This is a genomic window from Nocardia sp. Tas62D01 (assembly GCF_055232035.1).
The window spans coordinates 8,648,337-8,675,046 of record NZ_JBUYUZ010000001.1 but is presented as its reverse complement, the minus strand read 5'-3'; the positions used below and the strand labels follow the sequence as shown (position 1 = coordinate 8,675,046).

25 protein-coding genes and 1 pseudogene are annotated in these 26,710 nt (G+C 66.0%); 5 read left to right on the top strand and 21 right to left on the bottom strand.

Annotation, left to right across the window (positions count from 1 at the left end; genetic code table 11):
* Positions 1-218: 218 nt before the first annotated feature.
* On the bottom strand, positions 219-317 hold the full coding sequence (locus ACV7NQ_RS42080) for a DUF6186 family protein (protein ID WP_463364593.1): 99 nt from the start codon (positions 315-317) through the stop codon (positions 219-221).
* Complete coding sequence (locus tag ACV7NQ_RS42075) at positions 310-825, bottom strand: hypothetical protein (protein WP_463364592.1); 516 nt, start codon at positions 823-825, stop codon at positions 310-312. Before ACV7NQ_RS42075 ends, ACV7NQ_RS42080 begins: the two co-directional genes overlap by 8 nt.
* Before the next feature lie 113 nt (positions 826-938).
* On the opposite strand from ACV7NQ_RS42075, the gene ACV7NQ_RS42070 reads away from it, so the two are divergent.
* Positions 939-2,207 (top strand): alkaline phosphatase family protein, encoded by a 1,269-nt coding sequence (locus tag ACV7NQ_RS42070; protein ID WP_463364591.1) that lies wholly within the window; start codon positions 939-941, stop codon positions 2,205-2,207.
* Entirely contained in the window at positions 2,207-3,331 is a 1,125-nt protein-coding gene (locus ACV7NQ_RS42065; RefSeq protein ID WP_463364590.1) for an alkaline phosphatase family protein, read from the top strand. Before ACV7NQ_RS42070 ends, ACV7NQ_RS42065 begins: the two co-directional genes overlap by 1 nt.
* On the opposite strand, the gene ACV7NQ_RS42060 is transcribed toward ACV7NQ_RS42065, so the two are convergent.
* The 4 genes from ACV7NQ_RS42060 to ACV7NQ_RS42045 all read right to left on the bottom strand — a co-directional run bounded on the left by ACV7NQ_RS42060 (position 3,281) and on the right by ACV7NQ_RS42045 (position 5,484).
* Positions 3,281-3,568 (bottom strand): hypothetical protein, encoded by a 288-nt coding sequence (locus ACV7NQ_RS42060; RefSeq protein WP_463364589.1) that lies wholly within the window; start codon positions 3,566-3,568, stop codon positions 3,281-3,283. The two genes, ACV7NQ_RS42065 and ACV7NQ_RS42060, sit on opposite strands and share 51 nt — an antisense overlap.
* Positions 3,568-3,807 (bottom strand): hypothetical protein, encoded by a 240-nt coding sequence (locus ACV7NQ_RS42055; protein WP_463364588.1) that lies wholly within the window; start codon positions 3,805-3,807, stop codon positions 3,568-3,570. Before ACV7NQ_RS42055 ends, ACV7NQ_RS42060 begins: the two co-directional genes overlap by 1 nt.
* 248 nt (positions 3,808-4,055) lie before the next feature.
* Positions 4,056-4,466, bottom strand: a complete 411-nt coding sequence (locus ACV7NQ_RS42050) for a hypothetical protein (protein ID WP_463364587.1) — start codon at positions 4,464-4,466, stop codon at positions 4,056-4,058.
* A gap of 31 nt (positions 4,467-4,497) precedes the next feature.
* Entirely contained in the window at positions 4,498-5,484 is a 987-nt protein-coding gene (locus ACV7NQ_RS42045; protein WP_463366019.1) for a GlxA family transcriptional regulator, read from the bottom strand.
* Between the two features lie 79 nt (positions 5,485-5,563).
* Here ACV7NQ_RS42045 and ACV7NQ_RS42040 point away from each other — a divergent pair, with 79 nt between their 5' ends.
* Positions 5,564-6,514 (top strand): NADP-dependent oxidoreductase, encoded by a 951-nt coding sequence (locus ACV7NQ_RS42040; RefSeq protein ID WP_463364586.1) that lies wholly within the window; start codon positions 5,564-5,566, stop codon positions 6,512-6,514.
* Positions 6,515-6,611: 97 nt separating this feature from the next.
* Positions 6,612-6,740 carry a hypothetical protein gene (locus ACV7NQ_RS42035; protein WP_463364585.1) on the top strand — a complete coding sequence of 43 codons (129 nt, stop codon included), beginning with the start codon at positions 6,612-6,614 and terminating at the stop codon, positions 6,738-6,740.
* 264 nt (positions 6,741-7,004) lie between these two features.
* Here the strand turns inward: ACV7NQ_RS42035 and ACV7NQ_RS42030 are convergent, their stop codons facing one another.
* From ACV7NQ_RS42030 to ACV7NQ_RS41990, 9 genes are all read right to left on the bottom strand, one after another.
* Positions 7,005-7,229 (bottom strand): hypothetical protein, encoded by a 225-nt coding sequence (locus ACV7NQ_RS42030; protein ID WP_463364584.1) that lies wholly within the window; start codon positions 7,227-7,229, stop codon positions 7,005-7,007.
* 153 nt (positions 7,230-7,382) lie between these two features.
* Positions 7,383-8,138, bottom strand: a complete 756-nt coding sequence (locus tag ACV7NQ_RS42025; RefSeq protein ID WP_463364583.1) for a helix-turn-helix domain-containing protein — start codon at positions 8,136-8,138, stop codon at positions 7,383-7,385.
* A 760-nt stretch (positions 8,139-8,898) separates the two neighbouring features.
* On the bottom strand, positions 8,899-9,312 hold the full coding sequence (locus tag ACV7NQ_RS42020; RefSeq protein WP_463364582.1) for an excisionase family DNA-binding protein: 414 nt from the start codon (positions 9,310-9,312) through the stop codon (positions 8,899-8,901).
* A gap of 51 nt (positions 9,313-9,363) precedes the next feature.
* Positions 9,364-10,680: an McrC family protein gene (locus ACV7NQ_RS42015; RefSeq protein WP_463364581.1), complete on the bottom strand. Its 1,317-nt coding sequence runs from the start codon at positions 10,678-10,680 to the stop codon at positions 9,364-9,366.
* Entirely contained in the window at positions 10,673-12,751 is a 2,079-nt protein-coding gene (locus ACV7NQ_RS42010) for an McrB family protein (protein WP_463364580.1), read from the bottom strand. The genes ACV7NQ_RS42015 and ACV7NQ_RS42010 overlap by 8 nt, the downstream gene beginning before the upstream one ends.
* A gap of 40 nt (positions 12,752-12,791) precedes the next feature.
* On the bottom strand, positions 12,792-14,102 hold the full coding sequence (locus ACV7NQ_RS42005; protein ID WP_463364579.1) for an AAA domain-containing protein: 1,311 nt from the start codon (positions 14,100-14,102) through the stop codon (positions 12,792-12,794).
* Positions 14,102-15,577 carry a hypothetical protein gene (locus tag ACV7NQ_RS42000; RefSeq protein WP_463364578.1) on the bottom strand — a complete coding sequence of 492 codons (1,476 nt, stop codon included), beginning with the start codon at positions 15,575-15,577 and terminating at the stop codon, positions 14,102-14,104. The genes ACV7NQ_RS42005 and ACV7NQ_RS42000 overlap by 1 nt, the downstream gene beginning before the upstream one ends.
* Positions 15,574-16,659 carry a hypothetical protein gene (locus tag ACV7NQ_RS41995; protein WP_463364577.1) on the bottom strand — a complete coding sequence of 362 codons (1,086 nt, stop codon included), beginning with the start codon at positions 16,657-16,659 and terminating at the stop codon, positions 15,574-15,576. Before ACV7NQ_RS41995 ends, ACV7NQ_RS42000 begins: the two co-directional genes overlap by 4 nt.
* On the bottom strand, positions 16,656-17,447 hold the full coding sequence (locus ACV7NQ_RS41990) for a hypothetical protein (protein WP_463364576.1): 792 nt from the start codon (positions 17,445-17,447) through the stop codon (positions 16,656-16,658). Before ACV7NQ_RS41990 ends, ACV7NQ_RS41995 begins: the two co-directional genes overlap by 4 nt.
* Before the next feature lie 87 nt (positions 17,448-17,534).
* Between ACV7NQ_RS41990 and ACV7NQ_RS41985 the strand changes: the two are divergent.
* A pseudogene (locus ACV7NQ_RS41985) lies at positions 17,535-17,833 on the top strand (transposase); the annotation flags it as partial.
* 95 nt (positions 17,834-17,928) lie between these two features.
* Here the strand turns inward: ACV7NQ_RS41985 and ACV7NQ_RS41980 are convergent.
* The 6 genes from ACV7NQ_RS41980 to ACV7NQ_RS41955 form a co-directional block, all read right to left on the bottom strand.
* Entirely contained in the window at positions 17,929-18,405 is a 477-nt protein-coding gene (locus tag ACV7NQ_RS41980) for a hypothetical protein (protein ID WP_463364575.1), read from the bottom strand.
* Positions 18,406-18,698: 293 nt separating this feature from the next.
* The gene (locus ACV7NQ_RS41975; RefSeq protein ID WP_463364574.1) at positions 18,699-19,010 is read right to left on the bottom strand and encodes a hypothetical protein; all 312 of its coding nucleotides are present in this window, start codon (positions 19,008-19,010) and stop codon (positions 18,699-18,701) included.
* Between the two features lie 8 nt (positions 19,011-19,018).
* The gene (locus ACV7NQ_RS41970; protein WP_463364573.1) at positions 19,019-20,110 is read right to left on the bottom strand and encodes a tyrosine-type recombinase/integrase; all 1,092 of its coding nucleotides are present in this window, start codon (positions 20,108-20,110) and stop codon (positions 19,019-19,021) included.
* On the bottom strand, positions 20,107-20,583 hold the full coding sequence (locus ACV7NQ_RS41965) for a hypothetical protein (protein WP_463364572.1): 477 nt from the start codon (positions 20,581-20,583) through the stop codon (positions 20,107-20,109). The genes ACV7NQ_RS41970 and ACV7NQ_RS41965 overlap by 4 nt, the downstream gene beginning before the upstream one ends.
* A gap of 389 nt (positions 20,584-20,972) precedes the next feature.
* Positions 20,973-21,836, bottom strand: coding sequence for a hypothetical protein (locus tag ACV7NQ_RS41960; RefSeq protein WP_463364571.1), 864 nt, complete (start codon positions 21,834-21,836; stop codon positions 20,973-20,975).
* Positions 21,833-26,383 carry an AAA family ATPase gene (locus tag ACV7NQ_RS41955; protein ID WP_463364570.1) on the bottom strand — a complete coding sequence of 1,517 codons (4,551 nt, stop codon included), beginning with the start codon at positions 26,381-26,383 and terminating at the stop codon, positions 21,833-21,835. The genes ACV7NQ_RS41960 and ACV7NQ_RS41955 overlap by 4 nt, the downstream gene beginning before the upstream one ends.
* Positions 26,384-26,710: the final 327 nt, after the last annotated feature.

The window sequence follows — 26,710 nt, the reverse complement described above, 5'->3', positions numbered from 1 at the left end:
TGAGTGCCCGGGGCAGAAGGTTCTGGCTCGCAGTGGTGACCATGGTTGCTCGGTCGTTGGCGGAGTCGCAGTTCGGCGGCGGATGCTGCTGCCGAGTCTCGGAGAGTGGAAGTTGGCGGATGTGTCGGAAAGACGAGTGCAGGTGGGACTTGAACCCCTTAGATCAGGACACGCGGTACCGCTGAACCGCAACACGCGGGGTCCGGTCCCAGCCCGCCCTACCGCGCGAGAAAGTGCCAGCCAACCCATCCCCACACGAGCACAGCGGCAATCCTCGCCGCCCGAGTGCGGGTGAGGTACGCGATCGTTTCAGCCACGGGCGCGACCAGATCCCGGCGCACATTCGTGACCACGACCGCCGAGCACGGCCACCAGCACCAGCACGAACCCGACGATGACAATCTCCCGATCACTCATCTCGACACCAGCCACCAGCCGACACCCAGCCACACCAGCCATCCCGCGAACCGCAGCGGCCCGTGCTCGAGTGCCGGACCCAAACGTCGACAATGTCGGGTGTTCGTCACTCGGCCGGGTCCAATCAGGTTGCCGCGCAAATGCGTACACCTCCCACACCGACGCCACGACCAGCAGCGTCGACCAGAGGACCGCGCCGCGCCGCAGCCGGGCGGTGCGAGGAATCTGCTCAGGCCTCACCCGCCAGGCCAGCACCGAAACCACAGCCACCGCCATCACCACCAGCACAGTTGCCGACCAACTGAACGGTCGGGTAGCGGCCCCAGCCGCCGCCAGCACTGCACCGACGGCCACCAGCGGCACGCGCCGCCGGAATGGTCGTGCCGAACGCGCCGGTACTTCTGTCACATTGGCAGAATAAGTATAAGGCGCCCGGCGGCCGACCCTGGTGTTCATTGGAGCGTCGACAGGTCGGATACTTATAGCTACCCGCCAGTAAGACTCGCCGCGATGCTAATGGCGTGACAATTTTTCATCGACGCTCCACCTCGCGCCGTGCCGTCCTGGCCGGCGCCGCAACTGCCGCCGTCGGGATGGCGATAGGCACTCGACCTGCACAGGCGGCGCCATCGCTGCCCGATCCCGCCGCCTCCGGTATCGATCACATCGTCGTGGTGATGATGGAAAATCGGTCATTTGATCATTACCTGGGCTGGCTGCCCGGTGCCGACGGCAAGCAATCGGGGCTCACCTTCCTCGACCGAAACAACGTGGCGCACGACACTTTCCACCTGACCACGACCCAGGGCTGTAGCTACAACGACCCCGATCATTCCTTCGAAGGCGGTCGCATCGAATACAACAACGGCGCCTGCGACGGCTGGTTGCGCGCAGGGCAGAACGATGTCTTCTCCATCGGCTACTACCTCCCCGAGGACCTCGGGTTCTACCGCAACGCCGCACCGGCCTGGACGGTCTGCGACAACTACTTCTCGGCCATCATGGCCGAGACCTACCCGAATCGCTTCTATCAGCATGCGGCGCAGACGGATCGGATCCACAACTCGACCACCGTTTCGACGCTGCCGACCATCTGGGATCGGCTGGCCGCGGCGGGCCTGGACGGCCGCTACTACTACACCGATGTCCCGTTCACAGTGTTGTGGGGCACGAAGTATCAGTCGATCAGCCGGCCGTTCTCGGCATTCCTGACCGACTGCGCGGCCGGCACGTTGCCGCAGGTCTCCTTCGTAGACCCGAAATTCCTCGACGAGGACACCGGCACCTCTGCCGACGATCACCCGCATGCCGACATCCGGGCCGGACAGGGCTTCCTCAACCAGGTCTACCAGGCAGTCACGAAGAGCCCGGCGTGGGCGCGGACGCTGCTCGTGATCAATTACGACGAGTGGGGCGGATTCTTCGATCATGTGCCGCCGGAGGTCGCGCCTGACGCCAATCCCGATTGGGGGTTACGCGGTTTCCGGGTGCCGTGCCTGATCATCTCCCCGCTGGCCCGCCGCGGTCATGTGGCGCACGGGGTTTACGACCACACTTCGGTACTCAAGGCGATCGAATGGCGATGGGGTCTGCCAGCGCTGACGCCAAGGGACGCGGCGGCACGTAACATCGCCGAGGTGCTGGACTTCTCCAGCTCGCCGAATGCGGCTGCGCCGCAATGGAATGTCCCGCCATTCATCGGCGGTGTCTGCACTCCCGCGGTGGTCGCCGACTTCGAGCAGTGGAATGCGCTGCGCGCCTTGGGCGCTTCTCTCGGATGGAGTTTCTGATGAAATCAGCAGTGCGACAGCTTGTTTCGCGTTGTTCGCAGGTCGCGGCCCTCACCGCGGCACTTGTTCTGGGCGCTGCCGCAGTGGGTGTCGGCGGGACAGCGGAGGCCAACCCCGCTCCCGGTTCCGTCGGGCACGTGTTCGTTATCCAGTTGGAGAACAAGAACTACGACGAGACCTGGGGCCCGAACTCGGTCGCACCGTACCTCAGCAACACCCTGCGTTCGCAGGGGGTGCTGCTCTCGCAGTACTTCGGCATCGGGCATTTCAGTTTGGACAACTACATTGCGCAGATGTCCGGCCAGGGCCCGAACGCCGACACCCAGGGCGACTGCCAGGTCTACAGCGACTTCGTCGGAGCCGGTACGGTGCCGCCCGGTCAGGCAGTGGGACAGGGCTGCGTGTACCCGAGTTCGGTGCCGACTCTGGCGGGTCAGCTCGGCGCCACCGGCCGTAGCTGGAAGGGCTACATGGAGGACATGGGCACGCCGTGCCGGCACCCCGCCATCGGCAGCCAGGATCCGACGCAGAAGGCTACGGCCACCAATCAGTATGCGGTGCGGCACAACCCGTTCATGTACTTCCACGAGATCATCGACTCGCCTGCCTGCCAGACGCAGGTGGTCGACCTGAGCGCGCTGAAAACCGATCTCGCGCAGCCGGACACGACACCGAACTTCTCCTACATCACTCCGAACCTCTGCAACGACGGCCACGACGCGCCCTGCGTGAACGGCGCCCCGGGCGGACTGGTCTCGGCCGATGCCTGGCTGCAACAGTGGGTTCCGGTGATCACCTCGTCACCCGCATTCAAGCAGGACGGCCTACTGATCATCACCTTCGACGAGTCCGACGGTCCACAGCAGGACGCCTCGGCATGCTGCGGTGAGGGACCGGGCCCGAACAGCGCACTACCCGGGCTGACCGGACTCGGCGGCGGCCGGGTCGGCGCGCTGGCCGTCTCGCCGAAGTTCATCACCCCGAACACCTGGACTGACACGCCCTACAACCACTACTCGATGCTGGCCAGCATCGAGGACCTGTTCGGCCTACCGTACCTGGGTTACGCGGCCTCACCCGGACTCCCCCGCTTCGGCACCGACGTCTACAACCGACACAACTGAAGCCGGGGTCCCCTTCTCCGGGTGGGCGGCGGGATGCGGTGTGGGTGCGCCGCCTGCCGCGGCCTCGTCTTCGTCGTCGGGTCGGCTGAAGATCTCTCGCAGCTTTTCGCTGGCCGCGCTGTCGCCGGGAAGAGGGAAGGAGCCGGCTACTTCCTCTCGTTGGCCTCCGGCGATGCCCTCCTCGCGCGCCACCCCGGCCGCCGCATCGGCGGCAGTCGGCGCCGCCCGACCCGCCATCACGGTCCCCGGTCCGACCGAGCCGCGATCGCCCGCTGCTCCCGGACGAAGGCGAATATCGTGTCCGACGGATTCATCGGTATCGTCTGGCGGCCGACGGAATACGTCAGGTGGCCGGTCTCCGCGGCGACCGTCATCGCGAACACCGCGTCGACGCGCTGCCAACCCCGCGGACCGTGGGCGGCCAAGGCACGGCCGAGACTGCCGTCGGCATCCGGGCGGGCCAGTTCGTCTGCCACGCTGTCCTCCTCGGGGCGCCGGATGTGCGCATCACAACCATTCGCAGCCGACTTCCGATTGTCGAGCCTTCCATCGCTGGGATGCGGATCATGGTGCCGCATCGAGTCTCCATTGCCGGGTCGTTATCTAATTGTGTAATGGTGCAGGCAAATATTCGGGCGGTGCATATTCCCCGTCGGCGGGTCTACTCGGAGACGGTTTGGCTCCAGTCTGGGCGTGTGTGTTCGGGTCCTGGACTCGCCGAAAATCAGGCGGATGTGGCGTAGCTGCTGGTCAGCTGGCGCAGGTCGGCTCGGTGATCGGATGTCGCTCGGGTCAGAGCGGAATCTGTTCGCGGAGTTTGCCTTTGACGTGGGGGCGTTCGTCGCCGAGCTGAATGAATGCCGAGGGCCGGGAGCTTGCGGGCGATCTCGAGATCAGTGAGCGGTTTGGACAGGGCCTTGCCGAGCTCGGCGTAGCCGCGGTCGTCGTCTTCGCTCCATTCGATGTCGGGGTCGACGGCGCGGACACGGGCTACGGCGCCGTCGACGACGTAGACGATCGCCCTCAAGTGCCGACGGCGGACCTGCGCGATCGGCCACCAGCGGCGGTCGGCTTCGTGCTGAACTTTCTCGTTGGTTCGCGTCTCGCCGTAGCGGCGGTTGTTGTCCGGGTTCACATTCGGCCCGCCGAGCTGGACGCTGGGGCGCTCACGCCTCGCTCGGCACCCCGCTCCGGACCCGGAACGTGTTCCGGTACGCCTGGGGCGATACCCCGATCGCCGCATGCAGGTGCTGCCGCAACGACGTCCCCGTGGCGAAGCCGACTTCCGCCGCGATCCGGTCGACCGGGAGGTCGCCGGTCTCCAGAAGGTGGCGGGCGCGGTGCACCCGCTGCTGGATCAGCCAGCGGCCGGGGCTCGTGCCCGTCTCCTCCTGGAAGCGGCGGGCGAACGTGCGCGGGCTCATCCGGGCGTGCGCGGCCAGCTCCCGCAGGGCGAGCGGCCGGTTGAGGTGCTCCAGGGCCCAGGCGCGGGTCGCGTCGGTACCGCTGGCGCCGTCCGCAGGCATGGGCTGGACGATGTACTGGGCCTGACCGCCCTCGCGCCAGGGCGGCACGACACACTGCCGGGCGACCTGGTTTGCGACGGCGCTGCCGTGGTCGGAGCGCACCAGGTGCAGGCACACGTCGATTCCGGACGCGACCCCCGCCGAGGTGAGCACGTCGCCGTCGTCGACGAACAACACCTCGGGGTCCAGGGCGACTTGGGGGAACATCCGGCGGAACAGGTCCGCGAGCGCCCAGTGCGTCGTCGCGGGCCGGCCGTCGAGCAGCCCGGCTGCGGCCAGGGTGAACGCGCCGGTGCAGAGGGAGACGATGCGGGTGCCGGGGCGGATGCGGGCGAGCGCGGCGCGCACCGGCTCCGGCAAGTCGGCTGTGAAACGACACAGGTCGTACGGCGGGACGACGACCGTGTCGGCGCTCTCCAGCGCCTCGGGCCCGTGTTCGAGGGTGAGGGTGAAGTCGGTGTTGGTCGCGACCGTGTGATCGTCCGTCGCCGCGCACGTCACCACTTCGTACGCCCCCTCGATCCCGCCGAAGACCCGGTCGGGGATGCCCAGCTCGAAGGGGTACACGCCGTCGAGGGCGAGGACGACGACGCGGTGCGGCGGCTTGAGGACGGTGCGGGACTCCATCGCAGGCATGGCATGATTCTATCGGTTATTGACCATCTTGCCATTGCCCAAGCCCAGGCAGTTGCCATACGTTTGCTCCGTGACCAAGAACATGATGCGGGCCATCAGCCAGGACACCCTCGGGGGGCCGGAGGTCCTCCAGGAGGCCGAGCTCGAGCGCCCGGAGCCCGGCGGCGGCGAGATCCTCGTCGCCGTCTACGCCGCCGGTGTCAACCCCACCGACTGGATGCACCGCAGGCTCGGCCTCTTCCTGGGCGAGCCGCCGTTCACGCTCGGCTGGGACGTGTCCGGTGTCGTCGAGGCGGTCGGCCTCGGTGTCTCGCTCTTCAAGCCCGGCGACGAGGTGTTCGGCATGCTGCCCTACCCACACGGGGCCGGTGCATACGCCGAGTACGTCACCGGCCCCACCCGCGCCTTCGTACCCAAGCCCGCCACGCTGAGCCACGTCGAGGCCGCGTCGCTGCCGATGGTCGCGCTGGTCGCCTGGCAGACCCTCGTCGACACCGCTCACCTACAGCCGCGACAGCGGGTGCTGGTGCTCGGAGCGGCCGGCGGTATCGGGCATGTCGCGGTGCAGATCGCCAAGGCGCGCGGCGCGTACGTCATCGGCACGGCGTCCGCCGACAAGCACGACCTCGTGCGCGGCCTGGGCGCGGACGAGGTCATCGACTACCGCACCACGGACTTCGTGAAGCAGGCTCACGACATCGACGTGGTCCTCGACCTGGTCGGCGCTGCCGACCGGCTCCGCTCCCTGGACACGCTCAGGCCGGGCGGCGTTCTGGTCTCGAGCCTGCCCGTCGACTTCGATGAAGTGAACGAGCGCGCCACCGAGCTGGGGGTGCGCGCTGCGGCCGTGTTCGTTGAGCACGACCAGGCGGGCATGGCCGGCATCGCCGCGCTCGCCGAGTCCGGCCAGCTGCGCCCGCACGTCTCCAGCATGTACCCGCTCGCCGAGGCCGCCAAGGCCCACGCGCAGGGCGAGACGGGCCGCGCCACGGGCAAGCTGGTGCTCACCGTCCGCCCGTAGACAGAGGGACGCCCGGGCCCGTCTCGGGACTCCGCTGACGCCCGAGGCAGGCGGAGCGCGACGACGGGCCTGGGACAGGCGCGCGGCGCGAACGTGCATGTCGTCGGCCGCGACAAAGAACGTCTCGGACGACGCTCGGCACTTCGCGCAGGCGGCACAGGCCCTGCTGGTCCGCCGCCGGATCGCCACCGCCGATATCGTCGTCACTGTCGCCACCCCAACATGACCGGCACGATCGTCGAAGCCGACGGCGGAGCACGCTTGGTGTCGATCGGCTGACCTCGCCAATGGACAACCACCGGTGAGACCGGATTCCGCAGTCTGGCGGGGATACTCCGGTAGTACTGCCCGGTAGTACTGCTTATTGCGGGTGGTGTGTGGCCGCGTATTGGCTCCAGTCTCGGGCGACCGCGGAGACCTCCATGAAGTTTGCTGATGCATTGCTGGAGTGTTGAAGTCTTCGGTGTGTCGTTTCGCGACACGCCGGAGGCTACTTCTTCGAAGAGCCGCGACGGCGCTCGACTTCGAGTTCCGCCTCGAGTTCGGCGACATGAGCTTTAGCTTCGAGTTGTTTGCGGCTCAGTGGCTTTGGTGGTGACGGCCTGGGCGGGATCTCCTTCTCCGGCCGTTCGGCAACGAGTCCTATCGGCTCGTTGGCGACGATGCGGGCGGGGTCCTTGCCGCATTTCCGGGCATCGCCTGGACGACGAGCCATGCATGGTCGGTTCATCGACCTCGCAATGGCGAATGGTTTCGGTAGGTTTCGAGGGGCAGACCGTGGCTGTGGTAGGTGGTCATCACCGAAGTTCGGGGCCGACTGAATTGTGGATGGCAACGCACTATGACCAGTCGCGCAGTGCGAACCGGCTCAGGCTGGGTCCGCGTCCCGGTCTGGTTGGTGCGCGTGTTGCGGGTGGGCGTGCTCACCGAAGTCCCGCGGATGCACCTGTGCGGCGCGGCTGATGATCCTGCTGATCGCCGATCGACTCCGGTTGACTTCGCGGGCGATCTGGGTGGGCGTTCGTCCGTCCTCGTGGTGGCGCGTGAGGATGGCGGCGACTACGTCTGGATCCCGGTTCCGGGATCGGTCTCGGTCGCAGATCATCTGCGCCATCTTCGCCCACTGACCGTCGCACGATTCGAGCGATCTGCGCGTGTGTACGGCGGGTTTGTCTTCGACGATGTGCGCACTGTCGAGACGTTCATCGGTCGGTGCGGCGTCCGTGTCGGCGGCGTCGATGCACTCGTCGGAACCGGGCTGTGCGGGCTTTTGTGCACGGCCCTGCGAGTGGGCGAGCGCGAGCAACGCCACGGTGGCTTGGGTCATCGAGCCTTCGATGATCAGTGGCCACAGCCATGCTTCGCTGTCGGGGACTCCAGCGAGCAGAGCCAGTGCGCGCAGGGCAGTGAACGACAGCCGGAAGGCGGCGGCCGCGATCAGCAGGGTCATGACGGTGGCGATTGCGCGGGTGAGGCGCGCGGTGAAGTGCGCGTGGACAAGGACGGCGACGCCGTGCACCGCGGCGAGCAGGGCGACCGGCGGCACGATGGGCACCGCAGCTGCGATCGCCGGCAGGGCGGGCGCGTGCAGGACCGCATGGGTGGCGTTGCCTGTGACGCTCACCGTCGCGGCGGTGATGAGGACGCATCAGAAGAAGGTATGTGCTCTCGGCTGTCCGTCGCCCGTTGCGGGAGGTGGTGGGGAGCACGCAGGTTCGAGGGTTCGTGGACGAGGTGAGACGTTGGCGGTATTGCCGATCGGCTGCATGTGACCGCTTCCTGACGGGTCGGATAGGGAAGGCTGTCGGCCGGTTGGCGTGGTCGCTGATCGACCGTCGCGGTTCCGCTCCAGGGCGGGCGCGGCGGTCGGGTGGCGAGAAGATGGTGATGTGGCGCCCATCGAAGTGGCCCGATCGGAACTGGTCCGCCCTGGATTCGGGGCAACGCGAACTGCCGACTCTTCTCGGGCCACTCGACCAACGACACGCAAACGTCACGCTTTCAGCGGGAATTGTTCGGATTCAACGGGATTCGTTGGGATCCCAATTTCCGGCATCCGTGCAGCTCACGGGCACTTTCGGGAACTCTCGAGAACTCAGAAAAACCGTCTACTCAGAAACGGCAGGTTTCTGGTTCGAGTCCAGATGGGGAGCTGTGACCAGGGCGAACGTATCAGTTCGACCCTGGTTTTCCTCGTTTGTGCCCGGGAGCGTCGCGGAAATGTCGCGTTTTCAGCCGGCCAAACGGTCCAGGGTGTTCGTGAAATCTGGGGCCTCGGTCGGCTCGTCGATGTAGTGCCGATTGGTGGTTGCAGTGTTCGTGCGATGGGTATCGTCTCGCCGTCGAGTTATTCGACGCGCCAGGCCGCAGCTTTCACGATCAGGTCACAGATCGAATTGCGTGGATCCCACACGGCGTCGGTTTGGAACTGGCACAGGCTGCCGAATGCAGGCCAAACAACCGCCTCTCCTGCATGTATAGCAAAACGATATAGTCGAGCTAAGGGGACACCCTCCCAATGGCCGTAACCACGCTGCTGTTGGCGCCCGTGGTGGGCAAGTTGGGCGACCGCCTTCACGGAGTCGTGCGGCATCCGCATTCGGCGTCACTCCGGGTGGGGGCCGTGCTGGCTCGATGACGCGGCGCTCCCACTCGTCGACCTCGCTCGCCTGAAACTTCCAAAGGCGGCCGAGCTTATGGGTGGGCGGGCCTTTCTCGGCGATCCGCACGTAGACTGTGTCCTTCGTGACTCCGAGGTGGGAGGCGATGTCATCAGCCGACAGCCTGGGTTCAGGCAAGACGAATCTCCAGTGAGCACCGAGCGGTATGCGAGTCAATGAAGCGCGCCCTTACCGCACTTGTACCTGTTTAGCCGGGTTTGGCAGGTGGTGACTCTGTGTAGCGGGTAATCGAGCCAGCGAGCCGTACCCCAGGCAGGCTGATCGCACCCAAGCGGCAGCCGAGCGGGTGTCGGCGTTTGGGAGGATTCCGACGACTTGGATCGCACCCAGATCCCGGCTGCTGGTTCGCACGCGGAGCACACGGTGCGAATGCCCTCGCGGATCGGGGTGGATGATGGCAGCAGACGCCGCGGCACCCGGCGCTAACCCTGCGACGTAGGTGAGCAATTGATGCACGTCGGCGGCCGACACAATGCGGGACTCATACGGCTTGTATTTCGCGTCTACAGGGAAGAATGTGCGTTCGTTTCCGGCGTTGGGGAGCTGGAGGAGGACGTCGGGCCGAAACGGTGGTCGGCTCTGGATGTCGCCGTGGACTGTGATTCCGTTGGAGCCGGTGGACTGGACAATCCGTGCGCCTGCCGGGGCCGCATCCGCCATTAATCGGACCACGGCTGACTCCCAAAGCCTGGGCATATCGAGCAGCAGGCTTTCGCCGGCTGTCCCCGTGTCGGCGAGCAGGTCCGCCACACCGCCACCCCGCAATACCAAACCCGACCACAGGTGCGCTGGTTGGTAGCGACGATTCAGCCGGGTGTACTTGGCCCGGTTCAGGGCGTGTAGCGCAGTGGAAACCGAACCGTGGACTGGGAATTCGACCGCGATCGCGGCGATCTGCTGGGCCAGATGTGGATCACCCACTATGGTTCGCGCAGCGCGCAGTGCGTGGCCGCAGATCTGGTTCTCCCAGATCTCGACACTGCGGTCGAACGTTTGCACATGCAGTTGGTCGAGCATGCCGTAGCGCCGGGTCGCCTGGGCTGCCGCGTCGAACCTGCCCCGGAGGACCGGAACGACGTCGTTGTGGCGGACGTACTCGCGGCGCAGGCCGTCGCGTAACAGGTTTCGGCATTCGCCGAGCAGAGCGGCGGCGACGATGTCGGCGAAGCCGTGGCGGTCTACGGTCCAGTCGCGGGTGGTCGCCTCGTGGGGGACCGGGGTGGCCATCGCGTAACACAGCCAGCGGATGAGGGATTCGCCGGTGAAAGCCATCTTGGGGGTGATCACCAGGCGAATTCGGTCGAGGGTGAGGATCCCGACTGTCGCTTCGGCTTTGAGGAGCCATCCGTGGCGGTCGGGGGTCACGGTGAAGCGGCGTTGTTGCTGCAAGACCTGGAGTCGTGCGAGGTCGTGCTCGGTGAGCAGGTCCTCAGGCACGGTGACCGAGCGGTATTCGCCGAGGCGGATTTCGTGATGGTCAGTCATCGAGATCCTGTGCGCCTGCGGTGAATTCATCGGCGAGCACGTTGGGCAGGTCGCTGACGGCGATGTGGGCGGGGCGGCCGGTATTCGCGTCGACGAGGCGGCCGAGGATCTGGCGGAGCAGTTCGACGCGGCCGACGCAGTAGTCCTCGATGAGGGGGAGGATGTCGTGGTAGTAGGCGGCGGCGAGTTCTTCCTCGGTGGCGACGGGGTCGTTGTTGCGCAGCAGATATGCGTGGCCGATCTGGTGGTCGGCGTCGAGGCTGGCGGTGATGCGGTCGTTCAGCGACGACAGGAATCCCGGCAGGTCGAGTGGGCCGACGGCGCCGGAGAGGGTGTCCGGGTCGGGGCTGACGTGGAGGAAGGCGAAGCGGCGGCGGATGGCGGCGTCGAGGTGGCTGACACTGCGGTCGGCGGTGTTCATCGTGCCGATGATGCGGACGTTCGGGGGGACGGTGAATTTGCGCTGGCTGATGGGGAGGTCGACGCTCATGCCGCGCTTGTCGGATTCGAGGAGGGTGATGAGTTCGCCGAAGATGCGGGGGAGATCGCCTCGGTTGATCTCGTCGATGATCAGCAGGAAGGTTTCGTCCTCGTCTGCCGCTGCGGCTGCCGCGCAGAGTTTGTGGAACAGGCCGTCGGTGAGTTCGAGGTTCAGGCCTGCGCCGGTGGGGTGGTGAGCGGGCTTGAAGCCTTCGACGAAGTCCTCGTAGCCGTAGGACGGGTGGAAGGTGACGATGCGTGTGCGACCGGAGTCGAGCATGGCTTCGACGGCGTTGGCGCGGTCCGCAGAATCGATGTGGTCGCCACGACCGTGTGCTGCCAGTGCGGCGTTGATCGCGAGGCGGGTCTTGCCGGTGCCGGGTGGGCCGTGGAGGATCACTTGGCCTTTGCGGTCGAGCGCGAGGAGGACCTGCGAAATATCTTCGGGGAGTTCGATGATCGTGTTCTCGGCGACTTCTGGTGCCTTTTGGCTCGGGCCGCGGAGCAGGAGAGTGAGTAGCTTGTCGGGCACCTTGTGGAACGTGGGAACCCAGGCGTTCTGCGGTTCGGGAAGGTCCTGCTGGTAGGAAGTATCCCACTCGACCGGGACAACGTGCTGCTGATGCGGGCGCGATTCGTCACGGCGGTAGCCGCCGGTGACGGTGCCGATCGCGAGTACGTGGGATTTCCCGCGGTTGGCCACGATTCGGTCGCCAGGCTCCAAATCACGGAAGGCCAATAGGTTTCGTGCTTTGACGAGGTTGCCACCGGTGCCTTCGTCCGGGCGGCTCGCGTCCAGGGCTTCTTTGAGTTCGGTATCACTCGTGTATTGGGTGAGATCGCCGACCTCGTCCCAGCCGACGCAGATGTACCCTCCGGCGAGACACTCGTCCCAGTACACGGCATTCCTGCCTGGAGCAATCTTCCAGGTGGTGCGCTTGCGCGGCTTCGGGTTGAACTCCTTATACAGGAATCGCATCACCTCTTGCGGTGCCCATCCCGCGAACTCGGGAGTATCGACGATAAGTGCGCGAAGTTGGCGGTTCGCGCGCCACGCAGGAGCGTTGCGCTCCGGGGTGCCGCCAAGTGTTTCGATGAATGCGCGCAGGTGTGAGGCCGAGAAAACCGGCAGGAAATGCTGAGGGAAGTAGGCCGCGAGGGACTTGGTGACGACCATTTGGCCCGACAACAGAACGTCGAGCTCGTCGAGCTCCGCGAAATCCGCGCGCCCGGCGGCGTCGAATGCAGCAACGAATTGGCCGCGCAAACGTTTCCAGGCTGCGTCGACCTCGAGTCCGGCGAGTGGTGGTGCGAGCCTCCACTCACCCGAGTTGTGCCTGAACATCATGTGCTTGCCCGCACTGCCACCGCTGACGCTGCCGAGATCGGTGGTGACGAATTCCATCAGCCGGGAGTAGCCGATCTCGTCGCCATCCCGGCCGAGCCCCAGGGCGTAACTGGTGAGGGGAAGTGAGCTCCACCCGTCCAGAGGGAACAGGTCGAGGACCTGCTGACGCTGTTGTTCAGCTCGGGCAACGGCTTCTGCGACTGAGGCGCGGTCGAAGTCGGCTACGGCGGTACGGAGATCCATGATGTCCTTGCGATCGGTGGGTCGATATTTGTAATGAAGGTCAGTGTGTCGCCGAGGGGATGCGGTGATCGGCCAGGTGGCTGAGGACGGCCTGATTGGCCTCCCAGCCATCAGGGAACTTCACCTTGACACCGAGGTGGACAGGTTCGGCCGACGGGTGCGCATCCAATAGCTCTGCGATCCCCGCTCGCCCCACCACGATGCACGCATGCCGGTGCCGTGAGGTGAGCACACACAGCCGCCCTGCCTCGAGATGGAACGCGCCGGCGTCGCGCCGGCCCGAAAGAGGATGCAGGACAATGGTTACGTCGTATTCGCGGCCCTGCAGCCGGTTGGCGGTGTCGACCGTGACGGATTCGCCGATGGTGCCGCGCAGGGCCGTGCGGATCGCGTCGGCTTGGTCTCGATGCGCGGTGCCAACCGCGACGCGATCGGCGGTGACGGGGTGAGAGCCATGTTCGGAGTGGGCGGTGGCGCCTCGTTCGAGGAGGCGGCAGGCTACTTCCGCCACGGCGTGGACGGCTTGGCGGTCGGTGCGCAGGGTGTTGCGGGCGGGCAGTTCGTACCAGCCCCAGCCGTGGTGGGCGGCCTCGTCGACAACGGCATCGACGGGGCTGCGCAGCCCTCGGGTGGCGAATTCCATTCGGCGCTGGCCAGGTTCGGTGCCAGCTTCGAAGGGGGTGAAGGGGTAGAAGGCATTCGAGACGACCGGCGCCGCGCTCGCGGGCAGGCGCCAGGAGACGGGGAGGCGGTGGATGGGGACACCCCGGTCTGTGTTGTTGGCGAGCATCACGGTGACTGCGCTCATCGTCGGGTCCCAGGTGAGCCCAGCCCAGCGGTCTGTCTCGACGGTGGCGAAGGGATCGAGTTGGCCGGGGTCGCCAACGAAGAGGCCGCGGTCGAAGCGTTCGGCTATGCGCAGGAGCATGTCTGAACGCATCTGGTAGGCCTCGTCGACGATGGCATGTTCCCAGGTGCCATCATCCACGGTGGCCCATTTAGCGGCGGTGCCGACGAGGATGGTGCTGGCGATAAGATCAGCTGTCTTGGTGGCGATCTCGACGTTGGGGCGGGTGACCCGTTCGGTGGCCTCATAACCGGCCGCAGAGAGGCGGCCGATGGGCAGGGCGGGGTCGGCGGTGGCGAGGCGGTCGATGAGGTCATCGACCTGTTCGTTGGTCTGGGCGACGATCATCTGCTGGGTGCCGTCCTCGGCGGCGAGCTGGCGGGCGGCACGGACGACGAGGGTGGATTTGCCTGCGCCGGGTGGGGAGTCGACGACGATCGCTTTGTGGGACGAGTCGGCGAGGTCGGTGAGGATGCCGGTGACTGCCTGATCAGGGGAGGACATCATCGCTCCTCGATGTCGTCGGCCGGCGGGGCCCATTCGGGAGGTGGGCCGCCGTGGGTCCAGGGCGTGTCTTCGGGGGCGGGCAGTTGCGCGGGACGCGACGAGCTGGTCGGGCCGAAGCGGGCGAAACCGACGTTGTCACCGGGGCCGGGGACGCTGCCGGCCGCGGGAGCAGTGGAACTACGGCCCATGCCGCCGGAGAGTTCGAGGACCATCACCTCCGCCTCGAGGTCTATCACCGTGGCTTTCTGGGCGGGGTTGGCGATGCTCGTCAGCTCGTCGCCGACGGTGGGGGTGAAGGGATCTGTGGTCGACACTCGCAGCAGTGGGCGCAGCACGCGCCTTCCGTTGGGGTTGGTTGTCCGGGTGGGTTCGGCATCGATGACGATGCCGTGGAAGGCATTTCCGATCAGGCGATATTCGAGCATCACGTATGGATCGTCGTAAGCCTGTTCGGACTGCAGGGTTTCGAGCGCGCGTTCGCGGTTCAGCAGACGGCGCACCGCCGACACCGCCGAATCGCGGCGGGCCTGGGGGATGCCATCGGGGATGGATTCGACGAAATACGAGAAGGCGGTGACGTCGTCGGACCAGCGGCGCGGGACATGCGCGGCCTCCGGCAGGGTGCGCAGGAGGTCGAGGCCCTGCCACATGAGTGCCCAGGTCGGTGTGAGCTGGGTCCGCAGGGACTGTTCGAGGCGTTGGGCGGCAAGGGCTTTCGACACGTCGTCGCGGGCGGTGTCGTGGGCGGTGATCAGCGCGGCCAGGACGATGTTGTCGAATCCCGGGTCGGTGGCAGGGCCCGCCGGTGGGCAGCTCACCGGATCCTCGGCACGGGCGGCGGCTTCGGGCCCGGTAAGGCCGGGTGGGGGTGCGATCCAGCCGAGGACGGCGGTGAGGTTGGCGTCCTCGAGGGCGGACTGACCGGTGGTCCAGTGGGTTGAGAGAGCAGTGGTCATCGGTTGCAGGACAGTGGAACCCGGGTGTTCGGCGCGATCACAGAACCAGGTGAGCCAGCGGCCCAGGAGCGGGATGGATTCGGGGACGGGGTTGGCGCCGTCGGTCGTGTAAAAGCGGACGGAGCGGCCGAGGAGCTTCAGGAAGGCGACCGCGCCGGTGTTGGGGACCCAGATTTGCGGCGCGTCGAGGCAACGATCGAAGGTCTGGTCCTTCTTGGTGATCTGCTCTGTGCGTTCGGCAAACGACGAAATATAGGGCAGGACAACGGCTGCCAGCTGTACGACGAACTCCAGTCGGAGAACGCGGTCACGAGGCTGCGGGACCGCCAGCAGCTGCGCATCGTCGGGGTTGGTGCCGAGCATCACTGCCAGTGGTGCAGCGGCTTCGCCTGCCAGTTTCAGCGGAATCAGGATCATGGGGTTGTCCGCGAGGTGGCAGTGGCCGACGGCGGCGATGGGCTGCGCCCGGCCGGCGCGGGTGGCCTCCAGTTTGGCAAGGGCTGTCAGGACGCTCATCCGGCGATCTCCAGCCGCAGTCGATGCGCGGTGCGCAGCAGGTCGGTGATGTCCTGCTGGTCCGGGCCCGGCGGCAAGACCCCCTCGGCGAGAGCGAGGACGGTGTCGATGTTGTCGAGGCCGCCGAGTTCGTCGCAGACGCCGCGGCCGAGGGCATCGACCGAACCGCAGGCGCGGGCCTCGGCGCGGCAGGCGAAAGCCAATTCGCACGAGGAGATGCACTCGGGGACGTAGCGAGCGGGAATCGCGGCGACAGTCTTCTCGAGGTCGGGACCAGGGGTGAAAGTGGCACCGCCGGGAACGATTTCGACAAGGTTCGCGATGGAAGTGAGACGCGAGAGCTGGCGGGAGACGACCGAGAGCTGCCTGCGCAGGTCGACGAACTCGGCGGTGGGGCGATTGGTGAAATCCCTGGTGCACACCAGGATCACCCTGTGCGCGACACGGTTCGCGTCGGCGCCGATGTCTTCCATCAAGCGACGCAGCGCGATCACGTAGACGGCGGACTGGCGGGCTGCAGCCGCGACCTGGGCGGGGTCGGCCTGGCCGTCGACTACCGGGAACGATTTGATCTCCACGACGTGGAACTGCCCCGCGATCTGCAGCGCGACCACGTCGGGCTCCAAATAGGCCGTCGCGCCGGCGATGTCGAGACGCAGCATGGGGTGGTCGAAGAGGGTGCCCTCACCGGATCGCACCGCATGCGACAGCAGTTGACGGGTGCGCTGGTAACGCACGACATTGCTCGCGTTGCCGCCGACGGAATTGAGATCGTGGTAGGCGACTTCGGGGATGGTGAGGCCCAATGTGTCGCGCAGCAGAGCCAGGAGTTCGGCACAGCCGTTGCCTTTGACCATGGCCTCGAAGGAATTGCCGCGGGTGATGGCGAACTGGGACTGGCCGAACTGGGGTGGGTAGCCGAGTTCACGGGCGATGGCGGCCTTGTCGACCGCGGCCGCGTCGAGCAGGGCGCGGCGGGCGCAACCGGGGTTCGCAGTGAGCGCCGCGATCGTGCGGGCATTGTGGCGGGTCGCGGGGGCAGTGCCGCGCAGCTCGTCCAATCGAGCCGACAAGGGATTCATCCCACCTCGCTTCGTCGTTCGTCTGCCACACCGAGCCGCGCGCCGAAAAGCTGCGCCGGGTTGTCGAGCTGCCGCGCTGCACGCTGCGCGGCCTGGGCGCGCAGGCGCGCGTCGTCGTCGTTGTGGACCGCGAGTTCCCTGCCAGCGGCATCGATCACAGCTGCAGGATCGATCGCATCGGGGGAACCTGCCACGCCCGGAATCGAATTCGCCAGCCGCCACACGACCCGGCGCGCCGCAGGGGTCGGCTCGGCTTGTTCGCCGAGATGGCGCGCCAGACGGATCGCCGACGTCAGCAGGTCGACGCGGGGGCTCAGCGAGCCGATCATGCGCTGCGGCAAGGGCCAGCTGCTGACCGCGAGCAGGCCGCGCGCAGGAGACAGGAGGTCGGTGGTGAGGGCGGAGCAGATGTAGTACGGGCGGGAGAACGGCGCGGCGCGGAACGAACGTTCCTCGTCGCGGCGCAGGCTCGTGAGCCGCGCGGGAACGAGATCACCAGAGAAAAAGGCTTCATGGACAGCCAGCACCAGCTTCGGAGAGGACGGGACCCCCAGCAGTATCAGGGCACGGTGGACATGCTCGCGGACCGGCACGGCCAGAGAGTCGTGAGTTCCCTGATCCGCAGGTGCCACCGGTCCGAGAACGACTGCGTCCCAAGCGGATTCCGCGTCGCGGAGGTCGGCGCGGAACTGCCGGGCTGCTGCATGGTCGCCGGTCGATACGGCGCGGCGCACGGCGGCGCGTAGATCGGCAATGCGGGACTCGAGCTGTTCCGCGGACTCTGTCACGGGAAGCAGCGTAAACGGGCGTTCCAGTGAAGTCCAGTAATTGCCAGTATTTTTCGCGCCTGCGGTCGTGCCGCGGGCGAGCCCGGCAGCGACTTCCGGCTGCTCGGCGACAAGGCGTACTCGCATCCCAGCACACGAACCGAATTGCGTTCCAGGAGCATCAAACACACCATCCCCGAGCGCAAAGACCAGATCGCCCGGCGCAAAGCGAAAGGGCCAGCAGGAGGCCGGCCACCTGCGTTCGACGCCGAACTCTACGGCCTGCGCAACACCGTAGAACGGGGCTTCAACCGGCTCGAGCAGTGGCGAGGCATCGCGACCCCCGCTACGACAAGTACGCGCTGACCTACCTCGGTGGGGTTCTATTGGCCTGCGCCGTCATCCACGGCGCGGAAACCTCCCGGAGCGAAACATCGGCGGCCTCGAACAGTGGCCGACCCGGCCGTCGTCGCAGCCCAATGACCAGAGCCATCTCCGGAGATCAACCGATGTCCAACGACTCGAGGAGCAGCGCCGTGACGGCTTCGGGTGCGGTGACCATGGCATTGTGCGCCGCAGCGAGGACGCGATAATGAAAGCGAGGGTCTGTTGCACTGCGCTGGCGCGCCCTGTCGAGCACCTGCATTTCAATACGCGAAGGCACACATTCGACGAATGTGTACCAGACCTGGCACGCGTCGGGGGTGCGCACGGAGCGGCGTTGCGGGCCGAGTATGACGCCATCGCTGAAGCCAGCCTTGTCCGGCAACGCGGTCCTGGAAAAGCCGAGCCAGGGGGCGTCGATTGCTCTGCGGTACCACAATTCGGGCTCGGCCGCTGTCGTCGAGTGCGGTGTCGGCGTGGTGGGATGCACCGAACGCGATTCGGCCACAAGCGCCGGCCGTACGGTTTCGAGCTGTCTCAGCGATGTTCCGATGATCGCCGATTGCAGCTTGTCCAGCAGCGCATCGCGTCCCAATCCGTCGTGCAAAGCCTGCGCGGCCGCGGATGCGGGATCGGCGACCAGGCCGAGTGCGACCAACCGATGGGCAGGGGACGCAGTTCATAGCGGGAGGCGAGACGCCAGGCGACATCGAGCCCGACGCGCTGTCATCGGGGTTGTCGGGAGACGGCCCTTCGAGGAAGACGCTCATCAGCGGCATCCGCCCATTTCAGCGACAAGGCCGTAGATCACTAGTTCTTAACTGACCGCTAGGCGCTGGTCGAGGGCCGCATCTGAGCCCCTGGGTTCCACAGGGTTTTCCGTACGCTTCACTTGGCCTTGCCCAGCTTGTCGGCGATGGCGTTCAGCGCCTGTTCCTCGGCGTATAGCTTGACCATCCAGTGGATCTCGTCCTCTGTCAGCGGTTGGCATCGCATCTTGACGCCGTGGTCGGCCAGGATCTCGAGCAGCCCGCCCTTCGAAAAGCGGTGCTTCCCGCGCACCTCTCCAACCGAGCTGCCGCTGCGGTAGTCATCGACCAACCCAGCAATCGTGCTGGCCTCGGGCATCAGTTTGGCGAATGAGGAGATCTTTGTGGAGACGGATACCGCTGCGAGACAGTCATGTTCGCGCGGTGACATGGCAGCATTCATGGGTCTTGCTCCGTACCGAATGGCGTCGGTTCAGCTGTTGACCAGGTTTCATCGATGCCTGCTTGGAGGGGGTGTGGTTCGCCGGTGAGTTCGGCGACGGCCGCGGCGACTTCCCGCATGGTCGCGCGGATATATGTGTTGGTGGCGCCGTCGCCGCGTTTGTCGGTGTGCCCGGCGAACGTCCGGGCGACCGCGTAGCCGAAGTTGCGTTCGACCCATGTCAGGGTGGTGTGGCGCAGCCAGTGGATGCTGATGCCTTGGGTGGTCACCCAGGGCAGCGCGCGGGCGAGGCGATCCCACAGATGGTTGTATCGCCGGCGGGTGATTTTGCGTCCGTTGCGGTATCGCAGCAGCTGCTCGTTCTCGGGGGCGTGGCGCTCGATGCCGTGACGGCACAACGCGGACATCAGTGTCGGTGACACCGGCTGCCACCGCTGCGTGCCGCCCTTCTCCCGCAACAGGATCAGGCATTGGGTGGGATCGAGGTCCTGGGGCCGCAGTGACAGTGCCCCGCCACGTCGGCACGCGGTCTCGGTGTGCAGCCGCAGGATCAGGGTGTCCAGATCGGGGTCGTTGCCGGTGGTGGCGGCGACGTGATTGATCTGGGCCAGTAGTTGTTCGGGGATGGCACGCCGGTTCGATGCCAGCATGCGGGGCTTGTCGATGCGGATTGCCGGGTTGTCGGCCGGGGCGATGAGGTCGTCGTGCTCGGCGTGGCGATACAGACACCGCAGGGCGTCGATCACGTGACGAACCACGTTGCGCCCGTCGCGGGCGTTGCGGCGGATCACTCGATCGGTCTTGATGGATTCGACCAGTTGCTTGAGCTGCGTGACGGTGGGCTGGTCGATGCGACGATCCGGCCAGCCCTTCGCCGCGAGGATCTTGTCCCAGTAGGACTTGTAGTGTTCTCGCGCGCCGCCTGGTGGCATCGCCGCGTAGACGAGGGGGACGTATTCGGCGAAGGTCGGCGCGGGCGGTCGAGCCGTGGTGGCGCCCAGTAGATCGTTGGGGGACAGGCCCATTCGCTCGAGGACCAGCAAGGCGGCGGCGATGGCGTCCGCGCCTGCGGGAGGAGGGGAGCTCATGATGCATCTCCGTCCAAGCCTTCGGCGAAGCGGCGCGCGACCATCTCATCGATGGCTCGCGGTGGGTAGACCACGAGCAGGCCGTGACTGGCGTCGGCGGCCAGCAGTACCTGGTCGCGGACTTCCAGCCGGGCCGCGCGCCGTACGGCTACGGGCAGGCGCAGGTGGCCGTGCGCGGTGATCCCGAGTGCCCCGTACCCGGGGCGGGAAATGATCACCAAACCGTGACGAACCCGCCAGTGCAGGTGATCGCCGATCTGCCAACCGAGGGCGGTCATGACTGCCTTGTCGATCACGCGACCGTTGGTGTCGATGGTGCGCACTCCGTAGACGGCGGTGTCCTCCCGCGGTGTGTGCATCGCGGCTAAAGGCAGGCCCGAGCGCGCGGACCGCGTCTCGCCCAGCACGAGACGCTCGGCGGCAGTAGCGGACGACGAGGACGGAACGACTGGCGTCAGTGTGAACTCAGTCACAGGATCCACCCCCGAATAGAGCAAAAGCCCAGGTCGGGGGGTGAGAGTATCGGGTGGGTGTCAGGACGTTGTCCTGACACCCAATCTGGTGCATGTTCGCTACGAAAAAGTGTCCGGAGGGGGAGTCGACCACTACGCACACGCCCTCAACCAGCGAAAAGTACTGGTTATCGACTAATCGAAGCTCCAAATCTGCCACCCTATCGCCTTTCCCATTATCTGGCCGCGCCGATAATCCACTCCCGTCGACCATCGGCGCGGCTCCGTCACCATGGGTTGGGCGCGGTCGCGGGCGTCGCGAGTCGACCGGACGACATTGTCCAGTCTTCAGTGATCTGGGGGGGGTGGATGGAGCGGCAATATCCATCTCAGACACCGACTGTGAAATCTCAGGCGATATGGTCCGGGATATTCGGATCCAAGGCGAATGGAGCGATTGCCGCGGCGGTGAGCGGGGAGGCTAAGTACGCTCCGAATGTGTGAAAGTCGATACGTCCGATTGGAGTATCGGCATGTCGGTCTACGGGGAATCGGTCGCCGAGCCGATGTGGAATCGCTACCAGGTCACCTGTGTCGGCGAGGTTCACCCAGTAGCGGACTCCGGCAGGCCGGGCACCCCGATCGGCGATCGGTGCGGGCACCAAGTGGTCGAAGATCCCAATGGGCAGGCCGAGGGGAGAGCCCAAGGTTACGAAGCAGTCCACAATCAGTTCCGGGTGGGCATGGAGAGCCTCGTACGCGACGACGGAGCCAAGGGAATGTGCCATCACTACCCGGGGGCGCGCCTGCCGGATCGACTCAGCCACGCAGGATCGGGCGGCAGCCCGTACATGCGGAACGTGGAGGTAGCGGTGCGCCTCGCCTGCCAGCTGCATGGCGATCCGAATGACTGTGCCGATGGGGATCTTGCGGCGTTGGGAGACCCAAGACAGAACCTGTCGCAGTGGTGCGGTGATCAGTCCCTGTCGTTCGTGCAAGGTAGGTGACCCCAGGGCCAGCGCCCAGGCGATGACGACAGACCGTTCTTGTGCGTCGATAGAGGACAGGTCGGGCACGACAGCCTGCCGCTCCGCGGCGTGGGTGTGGTGGGCGTAGTACGCCGCGTGCAGGGCAGGGAGTCTGTTACCCAGTCCAGCGGCCGCGAAGCCCTGCTGCAGCTTTGGCTGCCACCGCCCCGCTAGTTCGGCGGCTGCCTGTTCCGGCGATCGGCCGCTCAGATGGTTGCCGATGCCGTGCACTGCAACGATCGTCACTTCTGTGGTCCTTCCTCCGAGTAGCAGTGCAAGCCGTAGGCCGGGAATTGCCAGGGCCCGCCCATGGTCAAGCCCTCGACTTCGCTGATCTCGTACCAGTTTGCCTCCAGCCGTACGAGCTCAAATCCGTCGAGCTTCAGTACGGCAACGAGAGCTTCCTCGAATTCGGCAGCCGTCGCAGTGACAGGCCGGGTGCAGATCAGGCCGGAGGAGGGAGGCTGTCCTTGCTCCCATTCGTCTATGGTGTGCAACTCCCATCCGTCTGCGCGGGTATCGCCGCAGAGGAGTTCTCCCGGGAACCAAGCCAGGACGTGGGTGACGCGGACAGTTGGCCGCGTCGGGCGGAGTGCTGGCGTCGCCGAGGAATACGACCAGCCGAGGGCTGTGACGTGGCCGGCCTTGCCGCCAACCAGTACGCCGCCGTCGTAAGGGGCGATCGTGTGCACTTGATCCGGCACCGGGTATGGGAATCCGAGTGACTCACCGGTTTCGACGTCCCACGCGTGGACCTCCGCCTCACGGCCAGCGCCTACAAGTGCTGGCCTGCCGTTCACATGGCTGATTGTCATTACCTGAAGGCCGGTCGCCAGGACAGAACCCAAGAGCGTGGCCGTTATCAGGTCCCAGATCCGCAGCCGGTCGCTGTCTGGTGACTGTTCCACCGCGAACAGGTTCCCGCCCAGCGTCACGATCGCACTGACCCGGTCCAGCGTGATCGACCGCTGCAGGGTGCCGTCGGCCAAGGACCAGAGACAGACCTTCCCTCCGTCGTGGATGCTGACCAGGAGGCACTTGCCGTCGACCTCGCCTGCAACCAGTTCCATGACCGGTCCCTCCGCGCCTGTGAGCGTGTGGGAAAGCGACTCCTTCTGCGTGTCCCACACGTGGATGCCGCCGTCGGCGCCACCAACCACGGCCCACACCGAGTCGCCGTGCGGGACAGCCGTCAGCGCGGTCGCCGGAGCTGGGAGGCTGACGGTCGATTCCAGAGTCTCCTCAAGAACATTCCAGGTGTCGAGATCATTCTCGGTGGTCACCGTGACGACGTAGAACATGTCGCCGGTCATCACAGTCACGATCTGGGTGAGTTCGCCCAGATCGGCCAGTTGATGCTTCTGGGTGCCGGTGCTCAGGTCCCAGGCCTTGATCTCGCCAGACGCGGGTTGGGCGCTGACGGCGAGTTCCGAGCCGCCGAGCCGGAACATGCCGAGGACCGTTGCGGGATACCGGAGGTTCTGGCCGTGACCGAACCGCGGGCAGACGTCGAGGTCCCACACTCGTATGTTGCCGTCGCGATGGGCGGTCAGCGCGAGCCGAAAGCGGTCGATCTCACAGATGTCCCCGAGAACCAGCCCGCGGTCCTCGGCCAGGGTGATGATGTGGACGGTCGTGTCATCCACCGGGACCGCATACTCGCGAGGGTGGTAAGCGATGAGGGAGAACAGCGGGGCGGGCACGTCGGTGGGCTGGATGTGCACCGCCTGGAGTGGGCCGTCCGATGAGAGGGTGACGGGCCGCTCGTCAAGCTTGCGCAGCAGTGTCGCGCTGGGCCCCTTGGTTTCGGAGAAGACGCAGTGGAAAGCGACGGAACCGTCCGTGGTCTCCACGCCGACCAGCGAACAAATGGTGGTGTCGCCGGCGCTCACAGTGTCGAGGATCTCCCCGAACGACTCGCCTAGCAGACCGATCAGGCTGATGTCGCCACTGACCCGACCGACTGCAAGTACCGTTTCCTCCCCGGTGCCGACCACCGCCAAGGCTGAGACCCTCGCGCCGTCGAGGTGTGTGTCGGCGACGATCGCACCCGTCGCGAGGTCGTACAACAGGAGAGCGTTCTGCTCAGTGACCGAGGCAATGATCGCCCGCTCCTCGAGATCAGCGATCGCTACTTGGGTGATGGCACCCTCGGGTGTTTCGGGAACCGAGAAGTACTGGAACGCTTCACCAGGACTCGGTGTAATGTCCCACGCTTGGAGGGAGCCGTCTGTGCCGCCGAACACGGCGAGGAGCCGTCGGTCGACGGCTCCGACGGCCAGGGCTGACACGGTGGCGCTCAACTCGTCCTCGCTGATTACATACAGCAAGGACTCCTCGGGCAGGCCGGTGCTCCAGAGCGTGCGAAACGCCGCACGCTCTGGGTGAAGGCGTCGTGCGAGCGCGGTGGCTTGGTAGGTCACCAGGCTCTGCTCAAGCTTGGCGCGGCGCGTCTCCAGCGGTATGCCTTGGTCGAAGCCGCTGCCGAAGGTGGCCCGGCCAAGGGCCGTCCGGTACGCGACTTCGGCTCGCCGCGCCGTAGGGGTCTTCGTCCGGCGGACGGCCTGCCTCATGCTGGTGGGGTCGGCGCGGACTAGGTACTCCGGATCCAGAAAGAGCTGATCGACCGCGGACCCGTCCGGGACAGCGACGGCATGTTCCATTAGGTGTCGCAGCAGATAAGGTGAGGCGAGATCCCACCTCGATCCTTCAGCGGCCCACTGGCCGGGAACCGTCGCCAGCAGTTCGTGGAAGAGCGTATCGGCGAGTCCGTCGAGTTCGGCTGCGCCGTCACGGAAGTGCTCGGTGACCGACTCGTGGAAAAACCGGTAGAGCTGACGTCCGTCCGTGTCGATGCTTGTCCGCAGATAGAAGTGGGCGATGGCCAGCTTCTCGCGAGCCTGGCCCAGGGCTAGCGGCTGGAGTTCATGACCGGCGGTAATAGCCGCAGCGGAGGCGGCCGCAACCAAGAGCTCCAGCGGCATGCCCTGACCACGCGCTTGGGCTAGCCCGATCATCAGGTGCCGCATCCACGGGTCACCATCGAGCGTGGTCCGGAGGTGCAGTTCGAGCAGCTGAGGCAGACTTTGCGGCAGCTGGGCGACCGCCTCGTCCGGATTTAGGGGTTCACCGGTCCGCAGGAAGTCGGCGAAGAGTGCTGCGAGGAGGAAGGTGCTGCGGTCAGGGCTCTGCGCGATCGCGGTGGCGACTGCTCGGGCCACGGACTCGCGGAGGGCCTGGTCGCTGTACCCAGATACACTGGACAGAACGTCGGCGATGTAGGTCATGAGGTCGTCAGCGAGCTCCTCGACACCGGTGGATGTGTCCAGGTTGAGTACGACCCCGTGGGGGCCTGGCCAGTCGCCGAGCAGGTAACCATCCGACTGTCGTGGGCGCATCCCCACGAGCACTCGAAAAGCCGGGCGCCCGTCGGTGCGGTGGGTGCGCAGGAGTTCCGGGATTAAATCGCAGACAATGCGGTCGCTCTCCAGTGCTTCGTCAACGGCATCAAGGATGAGAATCACTGGTTCTGACAGGTCGCTGGCAATGCGAATCAGCTCTTTCACAGCTTCGTCGCCGCGGGGCACCGCCGGCTCCGCACCATCGGGGGTCAATTGAGCAATGATCGAACCGGTCACCGCATCCACGCCTCGGTGCCGGGCGTGAACCGCGACCAGGGTCGGGTAGCGACGCTCCGGTCGGTACTGAGCAGGGATGCGACTGGCCAAAACCATGCTCATCTCGGCGAGCTGGTTGTGTGCGAGGAAGACTGTCACTCCCAGCAGCGCCGACTTACCAACCCCGGGGCTTCCGGTGACAAGCAACATGGATTCGTCGCTGCTCAACCACGAGCGAATCTGAGTCAGCTCACGGGTACGGCCTGTGAATAGGCAGCCCGTCATCGCGGCGGCGTCGTCCGAGCGGCCGGAAGCCCGGGTAAGGAAATGCACCGGGTCCAGACCGGGGTCGAACTCCGACGCCAGTTCCCGAAGTGCCGACCGGAGTCGGCTCCGAAGCCGCTGCCAGCCGTCGGTGCTGAACGCCGGGTTGACGAAAAATTCCGGCACCGGCAACGAGGCAGCCCGGCGCGGCGAGTGCAGCACGGTTTGTGGATATCCCTCGCCGAGGCGGACTAGGTCTCGCGCAATCTCGTTGGTGACCACCTCCACCGGGACGTGTGGTAGAGCGGGAGAAATGTCCCAGTGCCCCAGGCGGAGCCGCTCCAGTGCCTGGGCCGTGGCCTTGGTGAAACGAGCGCCGAAAGCGCTCTCGTCCGCTGTACATGCCGCGATCACCCAGGTTCTTCGGTCGCTCTCGGGAATGTCTTGGAACAACTGATAGTCCGTCGCGGCGCCTGCACCGCAGACATCGAGCAGGAACAAGACTGGCGACTGGCCGGAGCCGTGTTCGACCTCGTTGAGCCATCGACTGACATCGATCGCCGACTCCGGCAGGTCGGTCAGACTGCTGTCGCGCACTGCCAGGTACAGAACTCGGCCACGAGAGACTCCGTGGCCAGTGAAGTGAACGATACAGGGTCGGCCCGCCGCATCATGCCGCATTTGCCGCCAGTTCTCTTCGACGCTCGTTCGGTCTGCGTCGATCACCGGCCCATTGATGTTCAGGCCGTCGAAGAGCGAGAGTGTCGCGGCAAGTTCATGCACCTGCGGTTCGACCGACGGCAGCGGAGTCAACTCCTCCGACGCGGGGTTCCACTCGTCGTCGCGTGTGCTCTGAAAGGTACCAACCCCCAAAAGAAGTGCTTGAACCAATGTCCCCTCGTGACTGTTCATCCTGTTCACCAGGCTAACGCGATCGATCCTGCGGCGGAAAACCATGGCACATAGGCGGACTCCAGGCGGTGTTAGGTTCCCCCGCATTGTTGGAGGGAACCATCGAGCGCCAGCGGCGGCCCCCTTTTTTTCTCAAGCGACCGACCGGCGCGGGCGGGCAGTGGCGTTCCAGCCAGCGCAGCGCCAGGGCGAACACCGGGCGGTCCGGCAGGAGTGCGCGCACCTGCGCATCCGCCGGAAGTAGAGCGAGCAGTCGTGTCTGAGGCAGCCCCCGCAATCGGTCACGGTAGTCGCCGCCAAAAAACTTCACCGCGTCACGAGTGAACC

Bases quoted from the DNA above. Each gene is read 5' to 3' on its own strand.
- ACV7NQ_RS41955 (WP_463364570.1), bottom strand. From the start codon at position 26,383: ATGAACAGTCACGAGGGGACATTGGTTCAAGCACTTCTTTTGGGGGTT.
- ACV7NQ_RS41995 (WP_463364577.1), bottom strand. From the start codon at position 16,659: ATGAATCCCTTGTCGGCTCGATTGGACGAGCTGCGCGGCACTGCCCCC.
- ACV7NQ_RS42010 (WP_463364580.1), bottom strand. From the start codon at position 12,751: ATGGATCTCCGTACCGCCGTAGCCGACTTCGACCGCGCCTCAGTCGCA.
- ACV7NQ_RS42015 (WP_463364581.1), bottom strand. From the start codon at position 10,680: ATGACTGACCATCACGAAATCCGCCTCGGCGAATACCGCTCGGTCACC.
- ACV7NQ_RS42030 (WP_463364584.1), bottom strand. From the start codon at position 7,229: ATGGCTCGTCGTCCAGGCGATGCCCGGAAATGCGGCAAGGACCCCGCC.
- ACV7NQ_RS41975 (WP_463364574.1), bottom strand. From the start codon at position 19,010: ATGTCACCGCGCGAACATGACTGTCTCGCAGCGGTATCCGTCTCCACA.
- ACV7NQ_RS42035 (WP_463364585.1), top strand. From the start codon at position 6,612: ATGTCGTCGGCCGCGACAAAGAACGTCTCGGACGACGCTCGGCACTTC.
- ACV7NQ_RS42005 (WP_463364579.1), bottom strand. From the start codon at position 14,102: ATGTCCTCCCCTGATCAGGCAGTCACCGGCATCCTCACCGACCTCGCC.
- ACV7NQ_RS42045 (WP_463366019.1), bottom strand. From the start codon at position 5,484: ATGGAGTCCCGCACCGTCCTCAAGCCGCCGCACCGCGTCGTCGTCCTC.
- ACV7NQ_RS42065 (WP_463364590.1), top strand. From the start codon at position 2,207: ATGAAATCAGCAGTGCGACAGCTTGTTTCGCGTTGTTCGCAGGTCGCG.
- ACV7NQ_RS42000 (WP_463364578.1), bottom strand. From the start codon at position 15,577: ATGAGCGTCCTGACAGCCCTTGCCAAACTGGAGGCCACCCGCGCCGGC.
- ACV7NQ_RS41970 (WP_463364573.1), bottom strand. From the start codon at position 20,110: ATGAGCTCCCCTCCTCCCGCAGGCGCGGACGCCATCGCCGCCGCCTTG.
- ACV7NQ_RS42060 (WP_463364589.1), bottom strand. From the start codon at position 3,568: ATGGCGGGTCGGGCGGCGCCGACTGCCGCCGATGCGGCGGCCGGGGTG.